This window comes from Lactobacillus sp. M0390, from assembly GCF_016102085.1.
GTDB classification, from domain to species: Bacteria; Bacillota; Bacilli; order Lactobacillales; family Lactobacillaceae; genus Lactobacillus; species Lactobacillus apis.
The window spans coordinates 1-16,352 of the sequence record NZ_JACFPH010000001.1; the positions used below are offsets into that span (position 1 = coordinate 1).

Consider the following 16,352-nt stretch of genomic DNA (forward strand, 5'->3'; position numbering starts at 1 on the left):
CGGTGTGGCGGAATTGGCAGACGCGCCAGACTCAAAATCTGGTGTCCGTTTAGGACGTATCGGTTCGACCCCGATCACCGCTATTATATGGCAGCTTCTTACTAGAAGCTGCTTTTCTTTTATATTTTTTTGCTTTTGTTTTTATAAAAATTGCACATGCAGGGTGTAATCTTTATAATACCTTTTATGGAGGTATTCAAATGAATATTGGTATTTTTACCGATACGTATTTTCCGCAAATTAGTGGTGTAGCAACATCAATCAAAACATTAAAGGATGCCCTTGAAAAACAGGGGCATAATGTTTTTATTTTTACGACTACTGATCCACATGTACAAAAGGGAGCAGTTGAAGCAAATGTTTTTCGCTTCAGTAGTGTCCCGTTTATTTCTTTTACTGATCGACGTGTAGCTTTTAGAGGCTTTTTTGAAGCAACTAAGGTTGCTCGTGAAGTAAAACTTGATATTGTTCACACGCAGACGGAGTTTGCACTGGGAATGATTGGGAAATATGTTGCGCATCAATTAAAGATTCCGGCCATTCACACGTATCATACGATGTATGAAGACTATTTACATTATGTGCTCAATGGTCATCTTTTGCGCCCATACCATGTTAAGCAATTTACCAATGTCTACCTCAAAAATATGGATGGCGTTATTGCCCCTAGCGAGCGCGTAGAGAAGCTTTTAAAGCGCTATAAGGTATCTATCCCTATGAAGGTGATTCCAACGGGAGTGGACATTGAGAGCCTAAATCAGCCTATTACTAACGACGTTCGTCACGATTTAGGAATCGAACCGGACGCACAAGTACTTTTGACCCTAAGCAGGATTGCTGGAGAAAAGAAGATTAACCGGATATTGAATGTTTTGCCGGAAATTGTAGATGAATTTCCAAAAGCATGTTTAGTAATTGCAGGCGACGGTCCTGATTTAGAAGTCCTACAAGAGCAGGTTGAGCGTTTGACACTAGAAGATAATGTCATTTTTGCAGGAGATGTTCCCCATGAAGATGTTGGTTCATTCTACAAAATGGCAGACTTATTTGTTTCTGCTAGTGATACTGAAACACAAGGACTAACTTATATTGAAGCTCTTGCTTCGGGCACTAGGTGTGTTGTTTATGACACTGATTACACTGAACGGGTATTTGATGATAAATGTTTTGGTGAAGTTTTCACACGACCAAGTGAGATGCGTGATGAAATTTTAGATTACTTAAGAGAAGGTCCAAGCGAAATTCCAGCTGATAAGCTAGCTAAAAAGCTAGATCAAATTTCCGCTAAACGTTTTGGTAGTGATGTTCATCAATTTTATGAAGAGGTAATTGAAAATTACCAAGAGGATCTCGAAGAAGAGGATACCAATGATTAGAATCAATATGTTTTCGCAAGCTGATTCAGTTAAAGGCCAGGGAGTCGGTTCTGCTTACAATGAATTAATTAGCTTATTGAGAACGCATTTAGTAGAAGAATTTTATGTTACGAATAATAAGTATGGTCGAAGTGATTTAACGCACTACCATACAATTAACCCAACTTTTTATGCTAATAGTTTTTCTCCAGCACGTGGGCGAAAAATTGGTTATGTTCACTTTCTACCTGAAACACTTGAAGGCTCAATCAAGTTACCCACTCCAGCTAAAAAAGTCTTTTATAATTACGTAATAGACTTCTATAAGCGAATGGACCAAATCGTTGTCGTTAATCCTATTTTTATTGATAAATTAGTTAAGTATGGCATTAGACGCGAAAAGGTAAAATATATTCCTAACTTCGTTTCAAAAGAAGAGTTTTATCCTGAACAGCAGGCTGAAAAAAATGCCTTTCGAAATCAATTGGGAATTCCATTAGATAAATTTGTTGTTTTTGGTGACGGCCAAGTTCAAGCCAGAAAAGGTGTCGATGACTTTGCAAAGATGGCTGAAGCGAATCCGAAAATTCAATTTATTTGGGCTGGTGGATTTTCTTTTGGAAAAATCACGGATGGCTATGATCACTTTAAAGAGCTAGTCGATAATCCGCCAAAAAACTTGATTTTTACAGGAATAATTGATCGGCAAAAATTAGTTGATTATTTAAATATTGCAGATTTATTCGTTTTACCATCTTTTGATGAACTATTTCCGATGTCAGTTCTTGAAGCCTTTAGCTGTGGTACGCCGGTGCTACTGAGAGATCTTGATTTATATAAAGCAATTATCGATGGCTACTACATGAAGGGCGAAAACTTTGAGGAAATGAATGAGCAACTGCGTCGAGTAGCGTATGATAAAACAATGCTAAATAAGTACGCTAACTTATCAAATATGGCCAGTGAAAAATATTCAGAAGATAATTTAGCCAAGATTTGGAATGATTTTTATCATGAGCAATATGAAATTGGCAGAAGACTAGGACAAATTCACTAATGAATAAGAAACATTTATGGGGCATTGCCATTGTTTTACTAATCAGCTGCGGTGTATTGTACGTTGATCTTAAGGATACTCCAGTTACGCAGCTGGCTAATGCAGCTCATGGAATCAATTACGGTGCGTTAATTTTAGTATTTGCATTGATGATACTTTCCTATGTGTTCGAAGCAAGCATCTTAGCAGTTTTAGCTCATCGCAAAGACGAACCAAAACGTTCAAAATGGTCCTTTTTTCGAATTCCTATCATTCAGGCACTGTTCAATGCTATTACGCCAATGTCAACTGGCGGACAGCCTTCTCAGCTTGCAGCAATGGTTCAAATGGGAATTGAGGGTGGCCGAGCAACATCGCTTCTTTTAATGAAGTTCATTATTTATCAAATCGTGGTTTTTCTCGCTTATGTGGTAACAATAATCACAGGCTTTAAGATGGTTGCAACAAAGTTTGCTGGTCTGGCATTCTTTATTGGAATTGGCTTCTTAATTCATGTGAGCTCGATTGTCTTTTTATTAGCTATTTTATTTGCCTATAACTGGACCAAAAAAGCTGCCAATTGGATAATGGACTTATTAGCAAAGTTTATTTCAACAGATCGCGTTGAAGTATGGCGAAAGAATACAGTTGATAAAATTGATACTTTCTATACTGAAAGTCAAAAACTCAAGCGCGAGAAAAAGAAATTGTTTCTTAGTGGGCTTTTGACTATTTTACAGCTTTTGTGTTTTTACTCAGTTCCTTACATGGTATTAGTTACCTTAGGTGTGCCTGCAAGTTGGGCAAGTGTAACGCAAATGAACATTATGATTATCATGTTTATGGCAATTATTCCAATTCCTGGAGCTTCTGGTGGAGCTGAATACAGCTTCCAGACTTTGTTTGCGACTTTTGTTTCTTCAAAAGGAGCGCTAGTTTTGGGGATGTTCTTATGGCGGTTTGTAACCTACTTTTTAGGAATGATTCTGGGAATTTTTGGTTGGATTTTTAAGCCGAAGAAAATTACTAATACACCAAATGATTAATTTTTACTAAAACCACTATGCATAATTGGCCTAAAGGGTACTATATTATCATAGTGAGAGGAGAATGGAATGACACGGATTAAGTCTTTCTTTCAATGGTTAGTTACTAATAAGCTAGGTTTTTTCACCATTGTCTTGATAACGTTTTGGCTAAAAACGTATTTGATTTATTTAACTAAATTCAATCTCGGTGCAGTCGGAGCGATGCAAAACTTTCTTTTGTTCATTAACCCACTGCCTGCTGCACTATTGCTACTAGGGATAGGTCTTTTCTTCAAAGGACGAAAATCGTATTGGATTATTATTGCAATTGATCTAATCCTTAGTACATGGTTATTTGCGAATATTTTATATTACCGTGAATTTTCCAATTTTTTGTCACTTTCAATTATTAAGACGTCTGGTTCAACTGCAGATAATCTGGGTAAAAGTATTGTTGGCATAACAAAAATAAGTGATTTTTTAACTTTTCTTGATGTAGCAGTCATTATAGGTTTGATGGCAAGTAAAGTTATCAAATACGATTTAAGGCCTTTAAAACTGAAATTTAATCTTTTACTTGAAGGATTAGCCGTGGCTTTAATCGGCGTTAATCTGATGATGGCGCAAAAAGATCGCTCAGGACTTTTGACTAGAACGTTTGATAACAGCTATATTGTTAAGTATCTAGGGATGAATCAATATGCTGTGTATGATGCCTTTAAAACAGCACAGACAAGTGAACAGATGGCCAAGGCAAATGTTTCTGATTTGAGTTCTGTTAAAAAGTACTTGAAGGTTAATTATGTTAAACCTAATCCTGAATATACCGGTGTAGCTAAAGGTAAAAACGTAATTGTAATTCACTTGGAGAGTTTCCAACAGTTTTTGATTGGCTATAAATGGAAGGGGAAGGAAGTAACACCTAACCTAAATAAGCTGTATCATTCGAAGAATACTTTGAGTTTCTCCAATTTCTATAACCAGGTTGGTCAAGGTAAGACTTCTGACGCTGAAATGATGCTAGAGAACTCTTTATATGGGCTGCAATCAGGTTCAGCAATGTCGAGTTATGGTACTTCAAACACATTTGAAAGTGCACCAGCAATTTTAAATCAAGCTGGAGGCTATACTACTGCTGTAATGCACGGTGGTGCAGGATCATTTTGGAATCGAAATAATGCCTATAAGCAATTCGGCTACCATTACTTTATGCCACTGTCTTATTACGAGAACAAGCCAAAGTACTATATTGGTTACGGTCTAAAGGATAAAATCTTTTTATCGCAATCAATCAAGTATATTGAGCGTTTGCCTCAACCGTTTTATCTTAAGTTAATTACTGTCACTAATCATTATCCATATGATTTGGATAAAAAGAATCAGTCAATTGATCCAACTGACACTGGGGATGAAACTGTTGACGGTTATGTTCAAACGGCGCATTATCTGGATCAGGCAATTGGTGAATTTTTACAATGGATGAAGAAAACTGGTCTTGATAAGAAGACAATACTTGTTCTTTATGGTGACCACTACGGTATTTCTGGAAATCACCATAAGGCCAGTGCCGAATTACTTAAGCAAGACGAGTTCACCAATTTTGACAATTTGAAGTTTCAACGAGTACCATTAATGTTCCATATGAAGGGACTAAAAGGTGGCATAAAGGACACATATGGCGGCGAAATAGATGTTTTGCCAACGTTGTTAAACTTGCTTGGCATTAACGACAAGGACACTATTCAATTCGGGCACGATTTGCTTAGCTCAAAGGCGCCGCAGATTGTTGCCCAGCGTAATGGTGACTTTATTACGCCTGAATATGCTAAGGTGGGCGGTACCTATTACTACACTAAAACCGGTGAAGAGATTGAGAAACCAGACAAAAAGCTTAAGACTAAGCTGGTAGCAATTTCAAATAAGGTAACTACTCAATTGTCATTGTCTGATCGTGTCATTGCGGGTGATTTGCTACGTTTTTATAAGCCTAAAGGCTTCAAAAAAGTAAATCCACATGATTATGACTATAATGAAAAAAAGGCGCTTAAACAGCTATACTCTTCTAAAACTAAAACATCTTTGTGGTATCAAAATCACAAGAAAACAACTCAGAAGCAGTTCAAAACTGATGCGCCAGAGTTAGAAAAATAAAAGCTCGAAATAAAACATATTTTGTGCTAAAATTTATCAGTAATCGTATCTGTATATTGGAGGCAGCGTATTGTACAATTTATTTATGACGCTACTAATTATTGTTTCAATTTTAATTATCATTGCAACAATGATGCAGCCGCAGAAGCAACAAGATGCATTAAATGCCTTATCCGGCGGTGCAGTATTTAGTGGTCAAACGAAGAAACGTGGTTTTGAAGCATTTATGGAGAAAGTGACATCAGTATTACTAGCTCTCTTTTTCATTTTTGCTATTGTATTAGCTTATTTGTCTTCAAAATAGTAATGGTTCCTCCCGATCAAACGATGGGAGGATTTTTTTTATCTTTTTATCAAAGAATGGAGCTTAAGTGAATGGCACAGAACGAAAAAATTCTCGCTAATGTTTTAGAGATCTTTCGCCGCAACCCTAAAAAACAATATCAAGTAGAACAGATTGATCGGATGCTTAAACGAGACCGTTTAGGTAACTTTTCTGATATCGTCAAGGCTCTGTCATTTCTTGAGCAAGAAAAGAAACTTATCACGGATGGTAACGGACATTATCAACTGGCTCAAGAAAATACAATAGTCGACGGAATTTTTAAGTCTAATAGCAAAGGTTTTGGCTTTGTTAGGGTTGAAGATGAAGAGACTGATGATATTTTTGTTGCCAAAGATTATACTGCCTACGCAGTTGATGGCGATCAGGTCCGCGTGAAAATTACCGCTGGTGGCAATCCTTGGAATGGAAAAGGTCCAGAAGGACAAGTTCAGGAAATTGTTGAACGTAATTTAACGTCACTAGTTGGTGAATTTCATCCAATGAGCGATGAGCAAGTCAAGACAAGTCACTTTATCGGTTACGTATTAAGTACGAACAAAAAATTAGCAAATTACCGTGTTTACATTGGTGAAAACGGGCTTAAACCGCAAAAAGGTGATATGGTCAAGGTTTCAATTAGCAATTATCCTGACCAAGATAATCCTGATTCAATGACCGGTGTGGTAATTCAGGTCATTGGTAATAAGAGTTTGCCTGGCGTTGACATAATGGCAATTGTGTCAGCTCATGATGTTAAAACCGAATGGAATGAAGATGCACTAGAACAGTCAAACAATATTCCTGATCACGTTACACCAGAGGATATGGCTAATCGCGAAGATATTCGTGATCAACCAACTGTTACTATCGATGGGGACGATTCTAAGGACTTTGACGATGCTGTTGTTTTATGGCAACTGCCAAACGGAAATTATCATTTAGGTGTTCATATTGCTGATGTTGCGCATTATGTTAAAGAGAATACCCCACTGGATAAAGAAGCATATACACGTGGTAATAGTACTTACCTAGTTGATCGCGTGATTCCGATGTTGCCGTTTCGACTTTCAAATGGTATCTGTTCATTAAATGAAGGTGTTGATCGTCTAGTGCTTTCGTGTGAGATGGAATTAACCCCTGAAGGTGATCGAGTTAGCTACGATATTCATCCGTCAGTCATGCGCTCACATGGCCGTTTGACGTATAATAATGTTAACAAGGTGTTAGACCCTGACAATAATGATGAATTGGAAGAAAAGTACGTTAAGTTAGCGCCAATGTTAAAAGAAATGGCTGAATTGCATAACGCACTCTATAAAAAGCGTCATCAACGTGGTGCAATTGACTTTGAAGAGCCAGAAGCAAAAATCATTGTAGACGATCAAGGTAAACCAACCGATATTGTCTTGCATGATCGTGGTACAGCAGAAAAAATGATTGAATCTTTCATGTTGCTTGCTAACGAGACAGTTGCTGAAGCCTTCTATAAAAAGCATGTGCCATTTCTCTACCGTGTGCACGAAACTCCGGACGGCGAAAGAATTAAGAGCTTCTTCGAATTTTGTAGCGCATTCGGTCTAAATATTACTGCAGATCCAAACCATGTTAAGCCACTCGATTTACAAAAGGTGGTATCAAAAACTACAGGCACTCCCGAAGAAGCCGTTGTGCAAATGATGATGTTGCGTAGCTTAAAGCAAGCTCATTATTCGGAAGAGCCGCTAGGACACTTTGGTATTGCGGCTAAATTCTATACGCACTTTACTTCTCCAATCAGAAGATATTCTGACTTAATGGTGCACCGAATGATTCATGCATACGCTGAAGAAGGAACTGATAAGGAAGTCAGAGATCACTTTGCAAATTGCTTGCCTGAAGTTGCAGAACAAACTTCAACCCAGGAACGTGTCTCAATTGATACTGAGCGCGAAACTAATGATCTGAAGATGACTGAGTATATGGCTGATCAAGTGGGTCAACATTTTGACGCAGTTGTCTCTTCTGTGACTAGCTTTGGGATGTTCATTCAATTACCTAACACAGTTGAAGGATTAATCCATATTTCTAACTTAACTGATGATTTCTACAGTTTTAATGAAAAGAGTATGACATTAACTGGTCGCGGGACGCATAAGCAGTACCATGTTGGGATGCCAATCAAGGTAACGCTAACCAACGCAAATGTTGAACAACACCAGCTAGACTTTGAAATTTATGATCCTAACGCGCCTAAAAAGGCACATCACGATCGTGGTACCAACAATCGTCGCCGAGGAAGTCGCGGCTTTCACAATGACCATGGTCGCCGCAATAATGATAGAAATCGTAGCAATTTTCGGAAAAATGGTAATCATCCACATATAAGTAAATATAATCATTAGGACGGAAAATTGAAAAAAGAAAAGCAAGAAAATTTAATTGCTCAAAACAAAAAAGCGCATCATGACTATTTCGTTAAAGAGACATTCGAAGCAGGTATTGCATTAACTGGTACAGAAATTAAATCAGTACGTGCTAGGCGAATAAATCTTCGTGATGGTTATGTCCAAATTATTAATGGCTCTGCTTATCTAGAAAATGTTCACATTAGTGAATACAAAGAAGGTAATCGTTATAATCATGAGCCACTACGCAGAAGGCAGTTACTTTTACACAAAAAAGAAATTGCACGCTTGGCTAAAGAACAAGCAGAGCGTGGTATTGCAATAATTCCGCTCAAAGTCTATCTTAAACATGGCTTTGCCAAGGTTCTTATTGGCGTGGGCCAGGGAAAGAAAAAGTATGACAAACGTGAGACTATCAAGAAGCGTGACCAGGAACGTGAATTACGTCGACAATACAAATTTTAGAAAAACAGTTTAATTGGGTAACCAATTAAACTGCTTTTTTTGTAAAAGAACTTATTTTTTAGTATATAAATGGTTGCTGCTAAAAACTTGGTCTTTTATAATGAAGCGCATAAGTATACATGAACATTTATTATAGATTTAAATAATAATAGTTAACTGTTATTTAATAAAAGCAAACCTTAATTTTTTTATGATATCTTTCTTGTTAAGCATTGCATTATGTATGGATATTTATTATATTATTAGTATGGATAAGAGTTATTTATGACGCAATAATAACTGAATATAGTGAAATTATGCAAAAAGCGCTGCATTTGTTGTGTTTTTTTTATTTTTATGATTAATTTTGTTATTTAAAGGTATAATTGTCTGACTAAATGAACTTTGTTCGTATGCTAAGTATAGAGTAAAGTATGTAAGGAATTGAATTGTAATGGAATTTAATGATGTATATGACCAGGAACGAGTAACTCGTAAATTTACTAACAGAAAAGTCAATGAAAAATTACTTGCTAAAATTATTAAGAAAGCACAGCAATCCCCTTCATTACTTAATTCACAGCCGTGGAAGGCATATGTTCTAACAGGTGAACCACTTAGTTGCTTAAAAGAAGAGGTTAAAAAGCAAATAGATGAAGGCGTAGAGCCTCATGAAGATTTTGCTAAAATACTAGCACTTAATTGGGATCCATATCCTAGTCAAAATTTGGCTGTGGTTGGTGCTTCTCAGCCTTATTTTTTCCACAATAAGATGGATTTATTTAAGAATTCAAATGATACAATGTTCAATGCTCAAGATGTTGTTTTTCTAACAATTCCAAAAGCTTCACCAGCGTGGTCAGTGTTTGACTTGGGCATTTTTTCTCAAAGCATTATGCTTTTAGCAATTGATGAAGGTTTGGCTGTTATGCCAGCTCATTCAATGGTTTCATTTCCCGAATTGGTTCGGAAATATGCAGAAATTCCTAACAATGAAATTGTAGGAATGGCTATCGGTTTAGGATATAAAGATAAAACTGCAGAGGTCAATGATCCAAAGTTTATTCCAGATCGTTTACCATTTGAAAAGATTTATAAACTCGTAAAATAAATCTTCTTTTTATAAAAATAAAGTGCTATTAATGCTAAGATATATATCAAAGGATTTTTTTAAAGGTGATATAAATTTTGAGTACAACCCAAATAGTTACTAATTTAATAGCAACTTTAGTAATTTTTGTCTTTGCAGCTTTTTTTGTTGCTGCAGAATTTGCTTTAGTCCAAACGAGATCAAGTCAGCTTGAAGACATGTTGAGTAATAATGTGGGAAGCAAGCGTAAAGTTAAGCGTGCTTTACATATGACTCACAACCTAAATGAATATCTATCAACAACGCAGGTGGGAACTACACTTGTCGGTGTTGTTTTAGGTTGGTTTTCAGCTGACACGTTTGCGGCTTTATTTTTTAGATTATTTAATTTAACCCAACTAAATCATTCTCTTGTGCGCTCTATTAGTGCACTTTTAGGAGTGATTTTCTTGACGTATTTAGAAGTGGTGGTAACAGAAATTGTTCCCAAGAATATCGCAATTGATATGCCGGTAAAAATCTTACTAGCAATTTGTACACCACTTCAGCTTTTCCATACACTGGTTTATCCATTCGTCTGGCTGCTTAATACCAGCTCTAATGGACTGTTAAAACTGCTTGGCTTTGATCAGGCTGATGAAGAAAATCAAGTTTATTCACAATCAGAGATTATTAAGCTTTCTCGTAAAGCCGTTCATGGCGGCGCGCTCGATAAGAATGATTTAACTTACATGCAACGCGCTTTTGAGTTAAATGATAAAGTCGCCAAAGACATTATGACTGACCGAACAAGGCTAGTTGTTATTAACTCGAAAGACACAATTAAGCAAGCGTTAAAGATGTATCTTGATGAGGGCTCTAGCAGAATTCCAGTCGTCCGTGATAATGATAAAGACGAAGTGGTTGGCTATATCTATGCCTTTGACGTGGTACAGCAAAGTCAAATTGATGAAAATGTTCCAGTTACGCGGATTATTAGGACGATGATTACTGTTCCTGAATCAATGCCGATTCAAGACATTTTGCATCTGATGATCAAGAAGCACACACCAATTGTGCTGATTGTGGATGAATACGGTGGAACTAGCGGAATTGTAACTGATAAAGATATTTATGAAGAGTTATTTGGAACGGTTAAAGATGAAATTGATGATGTTTCAGATGACTACATTATCAAGGATAAGCATGATAATATTCATGTTTCCGGCAAGACTACGTTATACGATTTTGCGCGATATTTCCACAAAGATTTAAAGAGTTTTCAGAACAGTGATATCATCACTATAGGTGGATATATGATGGAGCATTATCCTGATTTGAAGAAGAATGAAACTGTTGAATTAGAAAACTTTGAATTTAAACTTGAGAGTATTGAGCAAGGTTTTATGCGCTGGTTTGTGGTTAAGCAGTTAGATAAAAAGCAAAAGTCAGAAGAAAAACAAGAATAAAAAGAAAAGGACTTATCTCTTAAAAGATAAGTCCTTTTTAAGTGCTAAAAATAATTATTTTTGAGCTAATTTGATAACTTCAGGCTTTAAAACACCAATGTAACTCAGGTTACGGTAAAAGCTCATAAAATCGAGACCATAGCCGACTACAAACTCATTACCAACCTTGGAACCATAATATTCAATTTCAATATCATTTTTACGGTTAGCTTCTTTATTTAGTAGAACACAGCATTTTACGCTTTTAGCACCACGCTTTTTGAGTAAGTCCTTCATAAATTTTAAAGTTAATCCTGTATCAACAATATCTTCAACAATTAAGACATCGCGATCTTCTACATCAGTTGCTAAGTCAGAAACAATCTCAACTTTGCCTGAAGACTCAAGCCCATCACCATAACTTGAAACATCCATAAAATCGATTTGTTCTTTTACGTCCATTTCACGAACCAAATCAGTTAAAAAGAAAATTGCACCTTTAAGTGCTCCAACAATTAATGGATTCTTTCCAGCATAATCTTCAGTTAGTTGTTGACCTAGTCTTACACACATTTGATGAATATCATCTTCAGAAAATAGTTTGTGATCAATAATATTATCAATATTGTCGTTTTTCGGCATTTATCTACCCTTCACTTAAATAAACTCAAAATTACTTGATAAAATCGATTATATCATTTTTCATATAAAAAAGTACCGTAAATTAGACTTTTTCACAGTTTATTGCCTATTTTACGTACAAAAAGTTAAATTAAATGAAAAATAGTAAGATTATTATAAATGCTTTTTAATTTAATGGTTATGGGCTAACAGTTTTTGCTACAATGGAAGAAGTAATTAGATCAAGCGAAAGGTATTAAAAGTATGAAAAAAGAGCAAGAAATCAAAATGCTAAAGGCTTTTTCAGATGCCAATTCAACTTCTGGCTTTGAAGAAGAGTTTGTAAAATTATTTACTGAAACTGTTAAAGACATTGCCGATGTTAAAGTGGATGGAATGTTGAACGTATATGCTTCAAAAAAGGAGAATCAACCAGATCGTCCAGTTATTCAGCTTGATGCACACTCAGATTCGGTTGGCTTTATCACTCAGGCTGTTCGACCAAACGGAATGATTAAGTTTGTCCCACTTGGTGGTTGGGTAAAATATAATATTCCAGCTTTACGGGTTAAAATTTTAAATCGTGCTGGTGAATATGTTCCTGGTGTTGTTGCAACTAAACCGCCTCACTTTATGACTGAAGAAGAACGTAATAATGTTCCCGATGTTGCCGATATGTCGATTGACGTTGGTTCAAGTTCACGTGAAGAAACGATTAATGACTATCAAATTGACACCGGTTGTCCAATCTTTGTCGATGTAAAATGCGAGTACAATGAAAAAACCGGTCTTTTCTTTGGTAAAGATTTTGACGATCGTTTTGGTGCTGCTGCAATGGCTGATGTACTTGACAATTTAAATGGTGAACAAGTTGACTTTAACGTAGTTGCTGCCTTATCTAGTCAAGAAGAGGTTGGTTTAAGAGGGGCATATGTTACTGCTAAGGCTGTTAAGCCTGACTTGGCAATCGTTCTTGAATCATGTCCCGCTGATGATACCTTTACTCCAGAATGGTTATCTCAAACTGGATTAAAGCGTGGACCAATGCTTCGTGATATGGATACATCGTTTTTGCCTAATCCTAAATTCCAACAATATGCTTGTGATATAGCTGATAAAAACAATATTCCTTACACTCGTTCAGTTCGTACTGGTGGTGGACAAGATGGTGCAGCAATTTACTACGAAAATGGTGCACCAACAATTGTTATTGGAATTCCTGTACGTTATGAGCACTCACCATACTGCTTTAGTGCATATCAGGATTTCAAGGCATCAGTTGATTTAACTGTTGCTATTATCCGTGATTTAACCAAAGAAAAATTAGCTAGTTTTAGTCAATTTTAAATTCAAGGTTGATTACTAATCTTTTAAGCCAAGCATACTTGGCTATGTTATAATAGAAAAAATAAAGTCACTAGGGGTGCCACATTTAGCTGAGAAATACCCTCTGAACCTGAACGGGATAATACCTGCGCTAGGGAAGTGTTGAAATAGATTTTTCATGTGCTCCTAATGACTGTTGAAGTTTGTTAGGAGTATTTTTTATGTTTACAAGATCTTCAAAATGGAATGTTAAATCGATTATTCTACTTGCGTTAATTGGAATTATTTTAGGGGTAATTTATACCTATGGATTTAACTGGGCATTTAACCTGGTAAAAATGATGTTATTACCAACAGGCTATGCACCAGTGACTGATGCAGTCTTTTCTGGACTCTGGTTACTTGCAGGACCACTTGCAATGTACTTTGTACCTACAGCAGGCTCTGGCGTTGTTGGTGAAACTTTGGCTGCAATTGTGGAAATGGTGATTGGTGGTCAATGGGGCGCTACAACGGTCCTTTCTGGACTAATTCAAGGCGCTACTAATGAAATTGGCTTTTTCCCTAAAAAAGAAAGATATCAAAAGTTTTCTTGGCAAAGTGTTTTAACGGGTGCCTTTTTTGCAGGGCTAGGTAGTTTTATACCAACGTACTTTTTATATGGCTGGAGTAAATTCAGTGTTAAACTGCAAATTATTATGTTTGTGACAATGATGCTATCGGCGCTGCTTTTTGATGCGGTATTGGTTAAACTAATTACCAACTTATTTGATAGAGCACTAAAGCCTAAGATTGACTAAATAAGGTAAACGCTAATAATAATTAGCGTTTTTTTAATGCCACAAAAGCCATGGACTAAATTGTGAAGAAAAATTATAATTAATATTTATATGAGTAAGTAGAGTGCAAAGATACTATAAGGAGAATTATGGCAGAGAATATCACAAATTGGCGTTCATTAGGTGGCTATGTTGGTGCCGAAGGTAAAAAGGTTAAAGAGGGGATGCTTTTTCGTTGCGGTCAGTTATTTGATTTAACTGACGAGCAAAAAGATTTGGTTCAAAATCATTATCAACTTAAGAGACTTGTTGATTTACGTGGTGATGATGAACGAAAAGAATACCCAGACTATGTTTGGCCAGGTCTTGATTATGTGATTTTAGATGTTTTAAAAGATTCAGGTACAAATCAGGCAAGTGTAGATGAAATTGTTTCGGCTAACAGTCATGTGGAATCTGATATGCTCAAGACATACGAAGAGCTAGCCTTATCAAATTCTGCACGTGAAGGTTATCACCACTTTTTAATGGATTTAATTAACGATCCTGTACCAGTTGCATTTCATTGTTTTGCTGGGAAAGACAGGACTGGTGTTGCAGCAGCATTAATCTTGAAGAGTTTGGATGTTAGCGAAGACCAAATTTTTGAAGATTACTTGAAAACAATTGAGGCTCGTAAAGAAGCAAATCAAGAAATTTTGGATTACTTAAAAGACAAAATGGATCCTAAGAATATCAAAGATGTTGCCATTGCCTTAACGGTTGAACGTCAGTACTTGGAACGTTACTTTGAAACAGTTAAAAAGAACTATGGCGACTTTGACCGCTACTTTGTGGAAGGTCTTGACTTGCCAGCTGATTTTAAGGAGCAGATGCAAAACATTTACTTAGTTTAGTTTTTTCACTGTGATAAATAGTATTTGGAGAAAAGAGAAAAAATGAATCGCGAAGATTATATCAAGAATTTAAACCTTAAACCCCACCAAGAGGGTGGCTGGTTTCGCCAAATTTATACTAGTGACGAGCAGTTTTATGCTGAAGATAGTAAAGGCAATCGCTATTACTACACTTCAATTTATTTCTTACTAGATGATACCAGTTGTTCTCATTTTCACCGTTTAAATCACGATGAACTGTGGTATTACCATGATGGGGAACCAATCACCATCCACTGTATTTCACCCGAAGGAGAGTATCAAGCTGTTAGACTAGGTAAGGATGTTACCAAGGGTGAAGTGATGCAATTTAAAGTACCTAAAGAAACGATTTTTGCTTCTGAAGTAACTAAACCTGACAGTTTTTGCTTAGTTAGCTGTGTTGTTTCACCAGGTTTTGATTATCATGACTTTGAGATGCTTAAGAAAAAAGAATTGTTAACGCAGTATCCAAAATATGCCGAAGTAGTTGAACGTCTAGCAATTGACTAAAGAAAAGACCAAGTTCTAATGAACTTGGTCTTTTTATGTTGAGATAATTATTTAGCGTTTTGACTTAAGACAGAATGGACCTTGGTAGTCAACATATCAATCGCAACGTCGTTTTCGCCACCCTCGGGGATGATAATATCCGCATAGCGTTTCGTTGGTTCAATAAATTGGTGGTACATTGGCTTAACAGTATCAAGGTATTGTTCAATTACTGAATCAATTGAACGACCACGTTCCTTAATATCGCGCTCTAGACGCCTAATAAAACGAATATCGTCGTCAGTATCAACATATACTTTGATATCCATTAAGTCACGAATTTCCTTGCTAGCTAATACAAGAATGCCTTCCAAAATGATAATGTCCACAGGTTCCGTATGGATTGTTTCCTTGCTTCTTGTATGTTCCTTAAAATCATAAACAGGCATCTCAATTGGTTGATGCTTTAACAAACAACCAATTTGCTCTTCTAGAAGTGGAACATCAAAGGCATCGGGATGATCATAATTAATGTTCTGTCTGATATCCATTGGGATGCCAGTGTTGTCTTTGTAGTAGGAATCTTGCGTCATAATCAAGACATGTTCATTTTCTTGCATTTGATCAACAATTTTATGGGCAATTGTTGTTTTTCCACTACCAGAACCACCAGTAATTCCAATCACAACAGGTTTTTCAAGTTTAGACATTGAGCTACTCCTTTTTTATCAATAAACATTTTACTTTACTTTTCCTTGAATTACCAATACTTAGGGGAAAAAGAAAGGTTCTACGTGAGTTTTTAAAATTTATTACAACTTAATAAGTCTAAAAAATAAAAGACTTGATAAATTGAACTAATCGTTTTTTGTGTTCAGGAAGAATAAAATAGTATTTGGTAGAAAATATGAATAATGGTAAACTTCAACCTAATAAAAGATTCAGTATTTTTATTGCGCAGCAGGAGAAGTAATGTGGAG

At 36.2% G+C, this 16,352-nt stretch carries 15 protein-coding genes, 1 tRNA gene and 1 riboswitch; of the genes, 14 read left to right on the forward strand and 2 right to left on the reverse strand.

Features of this window, described 5'->3' with window-relative positions:
- From H3R25_RS00005 to H3R25_RS00050, 10 genes are all read left to right on the forward strand, one after another.
- A tRNA-Leu gene (locus tag H3R25_RS00005) sits at window positions 1–83 on the forward strand.
- 117 nt (window positions 84–200) lie between these two features.
- Complete coding sequence (locus H3R25_RS00010) at window positions 201–1,376, forward strand: glycosyltransferase family 4 protein (protein ID WP_198193684.1); 1,176 nt, start codon at window positions 201–203, stop codon at window positions 1,374–1,376.
- On the forward strand, window positions 1,369–2,412 hold the full coding sequence (locus H3R25_RS00015; RefSeq protein WP_198193686.1) for a glycosyltransferase family 4 protein: 1,044 nt from the start codon (window positions 1,369–1,371) through the stop codon (window positions 2,410–2,412). The genes H3R25_RS00010 and H3R25_RS00015 overlap by 8 nt, the downstream gene beginning before the upstream one ends.
- Window positions 2,412–3,437: a lysylphosphatidylglycerol synthase transmembrane domain-containing protein gene (locus H3R25_RS00020; protein WP_074425709.1), complete on the forward strand. Its 1,026-nt coding sequence runs from the start codon at window positions 2,412–2,414 to the stop codon at window positions 3,435–3,437. Before H3R25_RS00015 ends, H3R25_RS00020 begins: the two co-directional genes overlap by 1 nt.
- Window positions 3,438–3,506: 69 nt before the next feature.
- Complete coding sequence (locus H3R25_RS00025) at window positions 3,507–5,570, forward strand: LTA synthase family protein (protein ID WP_187157601.1); 2,064 nt, start codon at window positions 3,507–3,509, stop codon at window positions 5,568–5,570.
- 70 nt (window positions 5,571–5,640) lie between these two features.
- Window positions 5,641–5,874, forward strand: a complete 234-nt coding sequence (secG, locus tag H3R25_RS00030) for a preprotein translocase subunit SecG (RefSeq protein WP_046306231.1) — start codon at window positions 5,641–5,643, stop codon at window positions 5,872–5,874.
- Between the two features lie 71 nt (window positions 5,875–5,945).
- Window positions 5,946–8,276 carry a ribonuclease R gene (gene rnr / locus H3R25_RS00035; protein ID WP_198193688.1) on the forward strand — a complete coding sequence of 777 codons (2,331 nt, stop codon included), beginning with the start codon at window positions 5,946–5,948 and terminating at the stop codon, window positions 8,274–8,276.
- Window positions 8,277–8,285: 9 nt separating this feature from the next.
- Window positions 8,286–8,744, forward strand: a complete 459-nt coding sequence (gene smpB / locus H3R25_RS00040) for an SsrA-binding protein SmpB (protein ID WP_074425706.1) — start codon at window positions 8,286–8,288, stop codon at window positions 8,742–8,744.
- 433 nt (window positions 8,745–9,177) lie between these two features.
- Window positions 9,178–9,834: a nitroreductase gene (locus H3R25_RS00045; RefSeq protein WP_198193690.1), complete on the forward strand. Its 657-nt coding sequence runs from the start codon at window positions 9,178–9,180 to the stop codon at window positions 9,832–9,834.
- Between the two features lie 77 nt (window positions 9,835–9,911).
- Window positions 9,912–11,261 carry a hemolysin family protein gene (locus tag H3R25_RS00050; RefSeq protein WP_122034430.1) on the forward strand — a complete coding sequence of 450 codons (1,350 nt, stop codon included), beginning with the start codon at window positions 9,912–9,914 and terminating at the stop codon, window positions 11,259–11,261.
- Window positions 11,262–11,315: 54 nt separating this feature from the next.
- On the opposite strand, the gene hpt is transcribed toward H3R25_RS00050, so the two are convergent.
- Window positions 11,316–11,882 (reverse strand): hypoxanthine phosphoribosyltransferase, encoded by a 567-nt coding sequence (gene hpt / locus H3R25_RS00055; protein ID WP_198193691.1) that lies wholly within the window; start codon window positions 11,880–11,882, stop codon window positions 11,316–11,318.
- Window positions 11,883–12,125: 243 nt separating this feature from the next.
- On the opposite strand from hpt, the gene H3R25_RS00060 reads away from it, so the two are divergent.
- The 4 genes from H3R25_RS00060 to H3R25_RS00075 all read left to right on the forward strand — a co-directional run bounded on the left by H3R25_RS00060 (window position 12,126) and on the right by H3R25_RS00075 (window position 15,393).
- Window positions 12,126–13,208, forward strand: coding sequence for a M42 family metallopeptidase (locus H3R25_RS00060; RefSeq protein WP_187157605.1), 1,083 nt, complete (start codon window positions 12,126–12,128; stop codon window positions 13,206–13,208).
- A 62-nt stretch (window positions 13,209–13,270) separates the two neighbouring features.
- Window positions 13,271–13,362, forward strand: a riboswitch (TPP riboswitch).
- 46 nt (window positions 13,363–13,408) lie between these two features.
- On the forward strand, window positions 13,409–13,987 hold the full coding sequence (locus H3R25_RS00065) for an ECF transporter S component (protein ID WP_198193693.1): 579 nt from the start codon (window positions 13,409–13,411) through the stop codon (window positions 13,985–13,987).
- 128 nt (window positions 13,988–14,115) lie between these two features.
- Entirely contained in the window at window positions 14,116–14,862 is a 747-nt protein-coding gene (locus H3R25_RS00070) for a tyrosine-protein phosphatase (protein ID WP_198193695.1), read from the forward strand.
- A 42-nt stretch (window positions 14,863–14,904) separates the two neighbouring features.
- Window positions 14,905–15,393 (forward strand): cupin domain-containing protein, encoded by a 489-nt coding sequence (locus tag H3R25_RS00075; protein WP_198193697.1) that lies wholly within the window; start codon window positions 14,905–14,907, stop codon window positions 15,391–15,393.
- 47 nt (window positions 15,394–15,440) lie between these two features.
- On the opposite strand, the gene udk is transcribed toward H3R25_RS00075, so the two are convergent.
- The gene (gene udk, locus H3R25_RS00080) at window positions 15,441–16,082 is read right to left on the reverse strand and encodes a uridine kinase (RefSeq protein ID WP_198193698.1); all 642 of its coding nucleotides are present in this window, start codon (window positions 16,080–16,082) and stop codon (window positions 15,441–15,443) included.
- Between the last annotated feature and the right edge of the window lie 270 nt (window positions 16,083–16,352).

Coding starts and splice junctions, on each gene's coding strand:
- H3R25_RS00065 (WP_198193693.1), top strand. CDS start 13,409: ATGTTTACAAGATCTTCAAAATGGAATGTTAAATCGATTATTCTACTT.
- rnr (WP_198193688.1), top strand. CDS start 5,946: ATGGCACAGAACGAAAAAATTCTCGCTAATGTTTTAGAGATCTTTCGC.
- H3R25_RS00010 (WP_198193684.1), top strand. CDS start 201: ATGAATATTGGTATTTTTACCGATACGTATTTTCCGCAAATTAGTGGT.
- H3R25_RS00070 (WP_198193695.1), top strand. CDS start 14,116: ATGGCAGAGAATATCACAAATTGGCGTTCATTAGGTGGCTATGTTGGT.
- H3R25_RS00025 (WP_187157601.1), top strand. CDS start 3,507: ATGACACGGATTAAGTCTTTCTTTCAATGGTTAGTTACTAATAAGCTA.
- H3R25_RS00045 (WP_198193690.1), top strand. CDS start 9,178: ATGGAATTTAATGATGTATATGACCAGGAACGAGTAACTCGTAAATTT.
- H3R25_RS00060 (WP_187157605.1), top strand. CDS start 12,126: ATGAAAAAAGAGCAAGAAATCAAAATGCTAAAGGCTTTTTCAGATGCC.
- H3R25_RS00020 (WP_074425709.1), top strand. CDS start 2,412: ATGAATAAGAAACATTTATGGGGCATTGCCATTGTTTTACTAATCAGC.
- H3R25_RS00015 (WP_198193686.1), top strand. CDS start 1,369: ATGATTAGAATCAATATGTTTTCGCAAGCTGATTCAGTTAAAGGCCAG.
- H3R25_RS00075 (WP_198193697.1), top strand. CDS start 14,905: ATGAATCGCGAAGATTATATCAAGAATTTAAACCTTAAACCCCACCAA.
- hpt (WP_198193691.1), bottom strand. CDS start 11,882: ATGCCGAAAAACGACAATATTGATAATATTATTGATCACAAACTATTT.
- udk (WP_198193698.1), bottom strand. CDS start 16,082: ATGTCTAAACTTGAAAAACCTGTTGTGATTGGAATTACTGGTGGTTCT.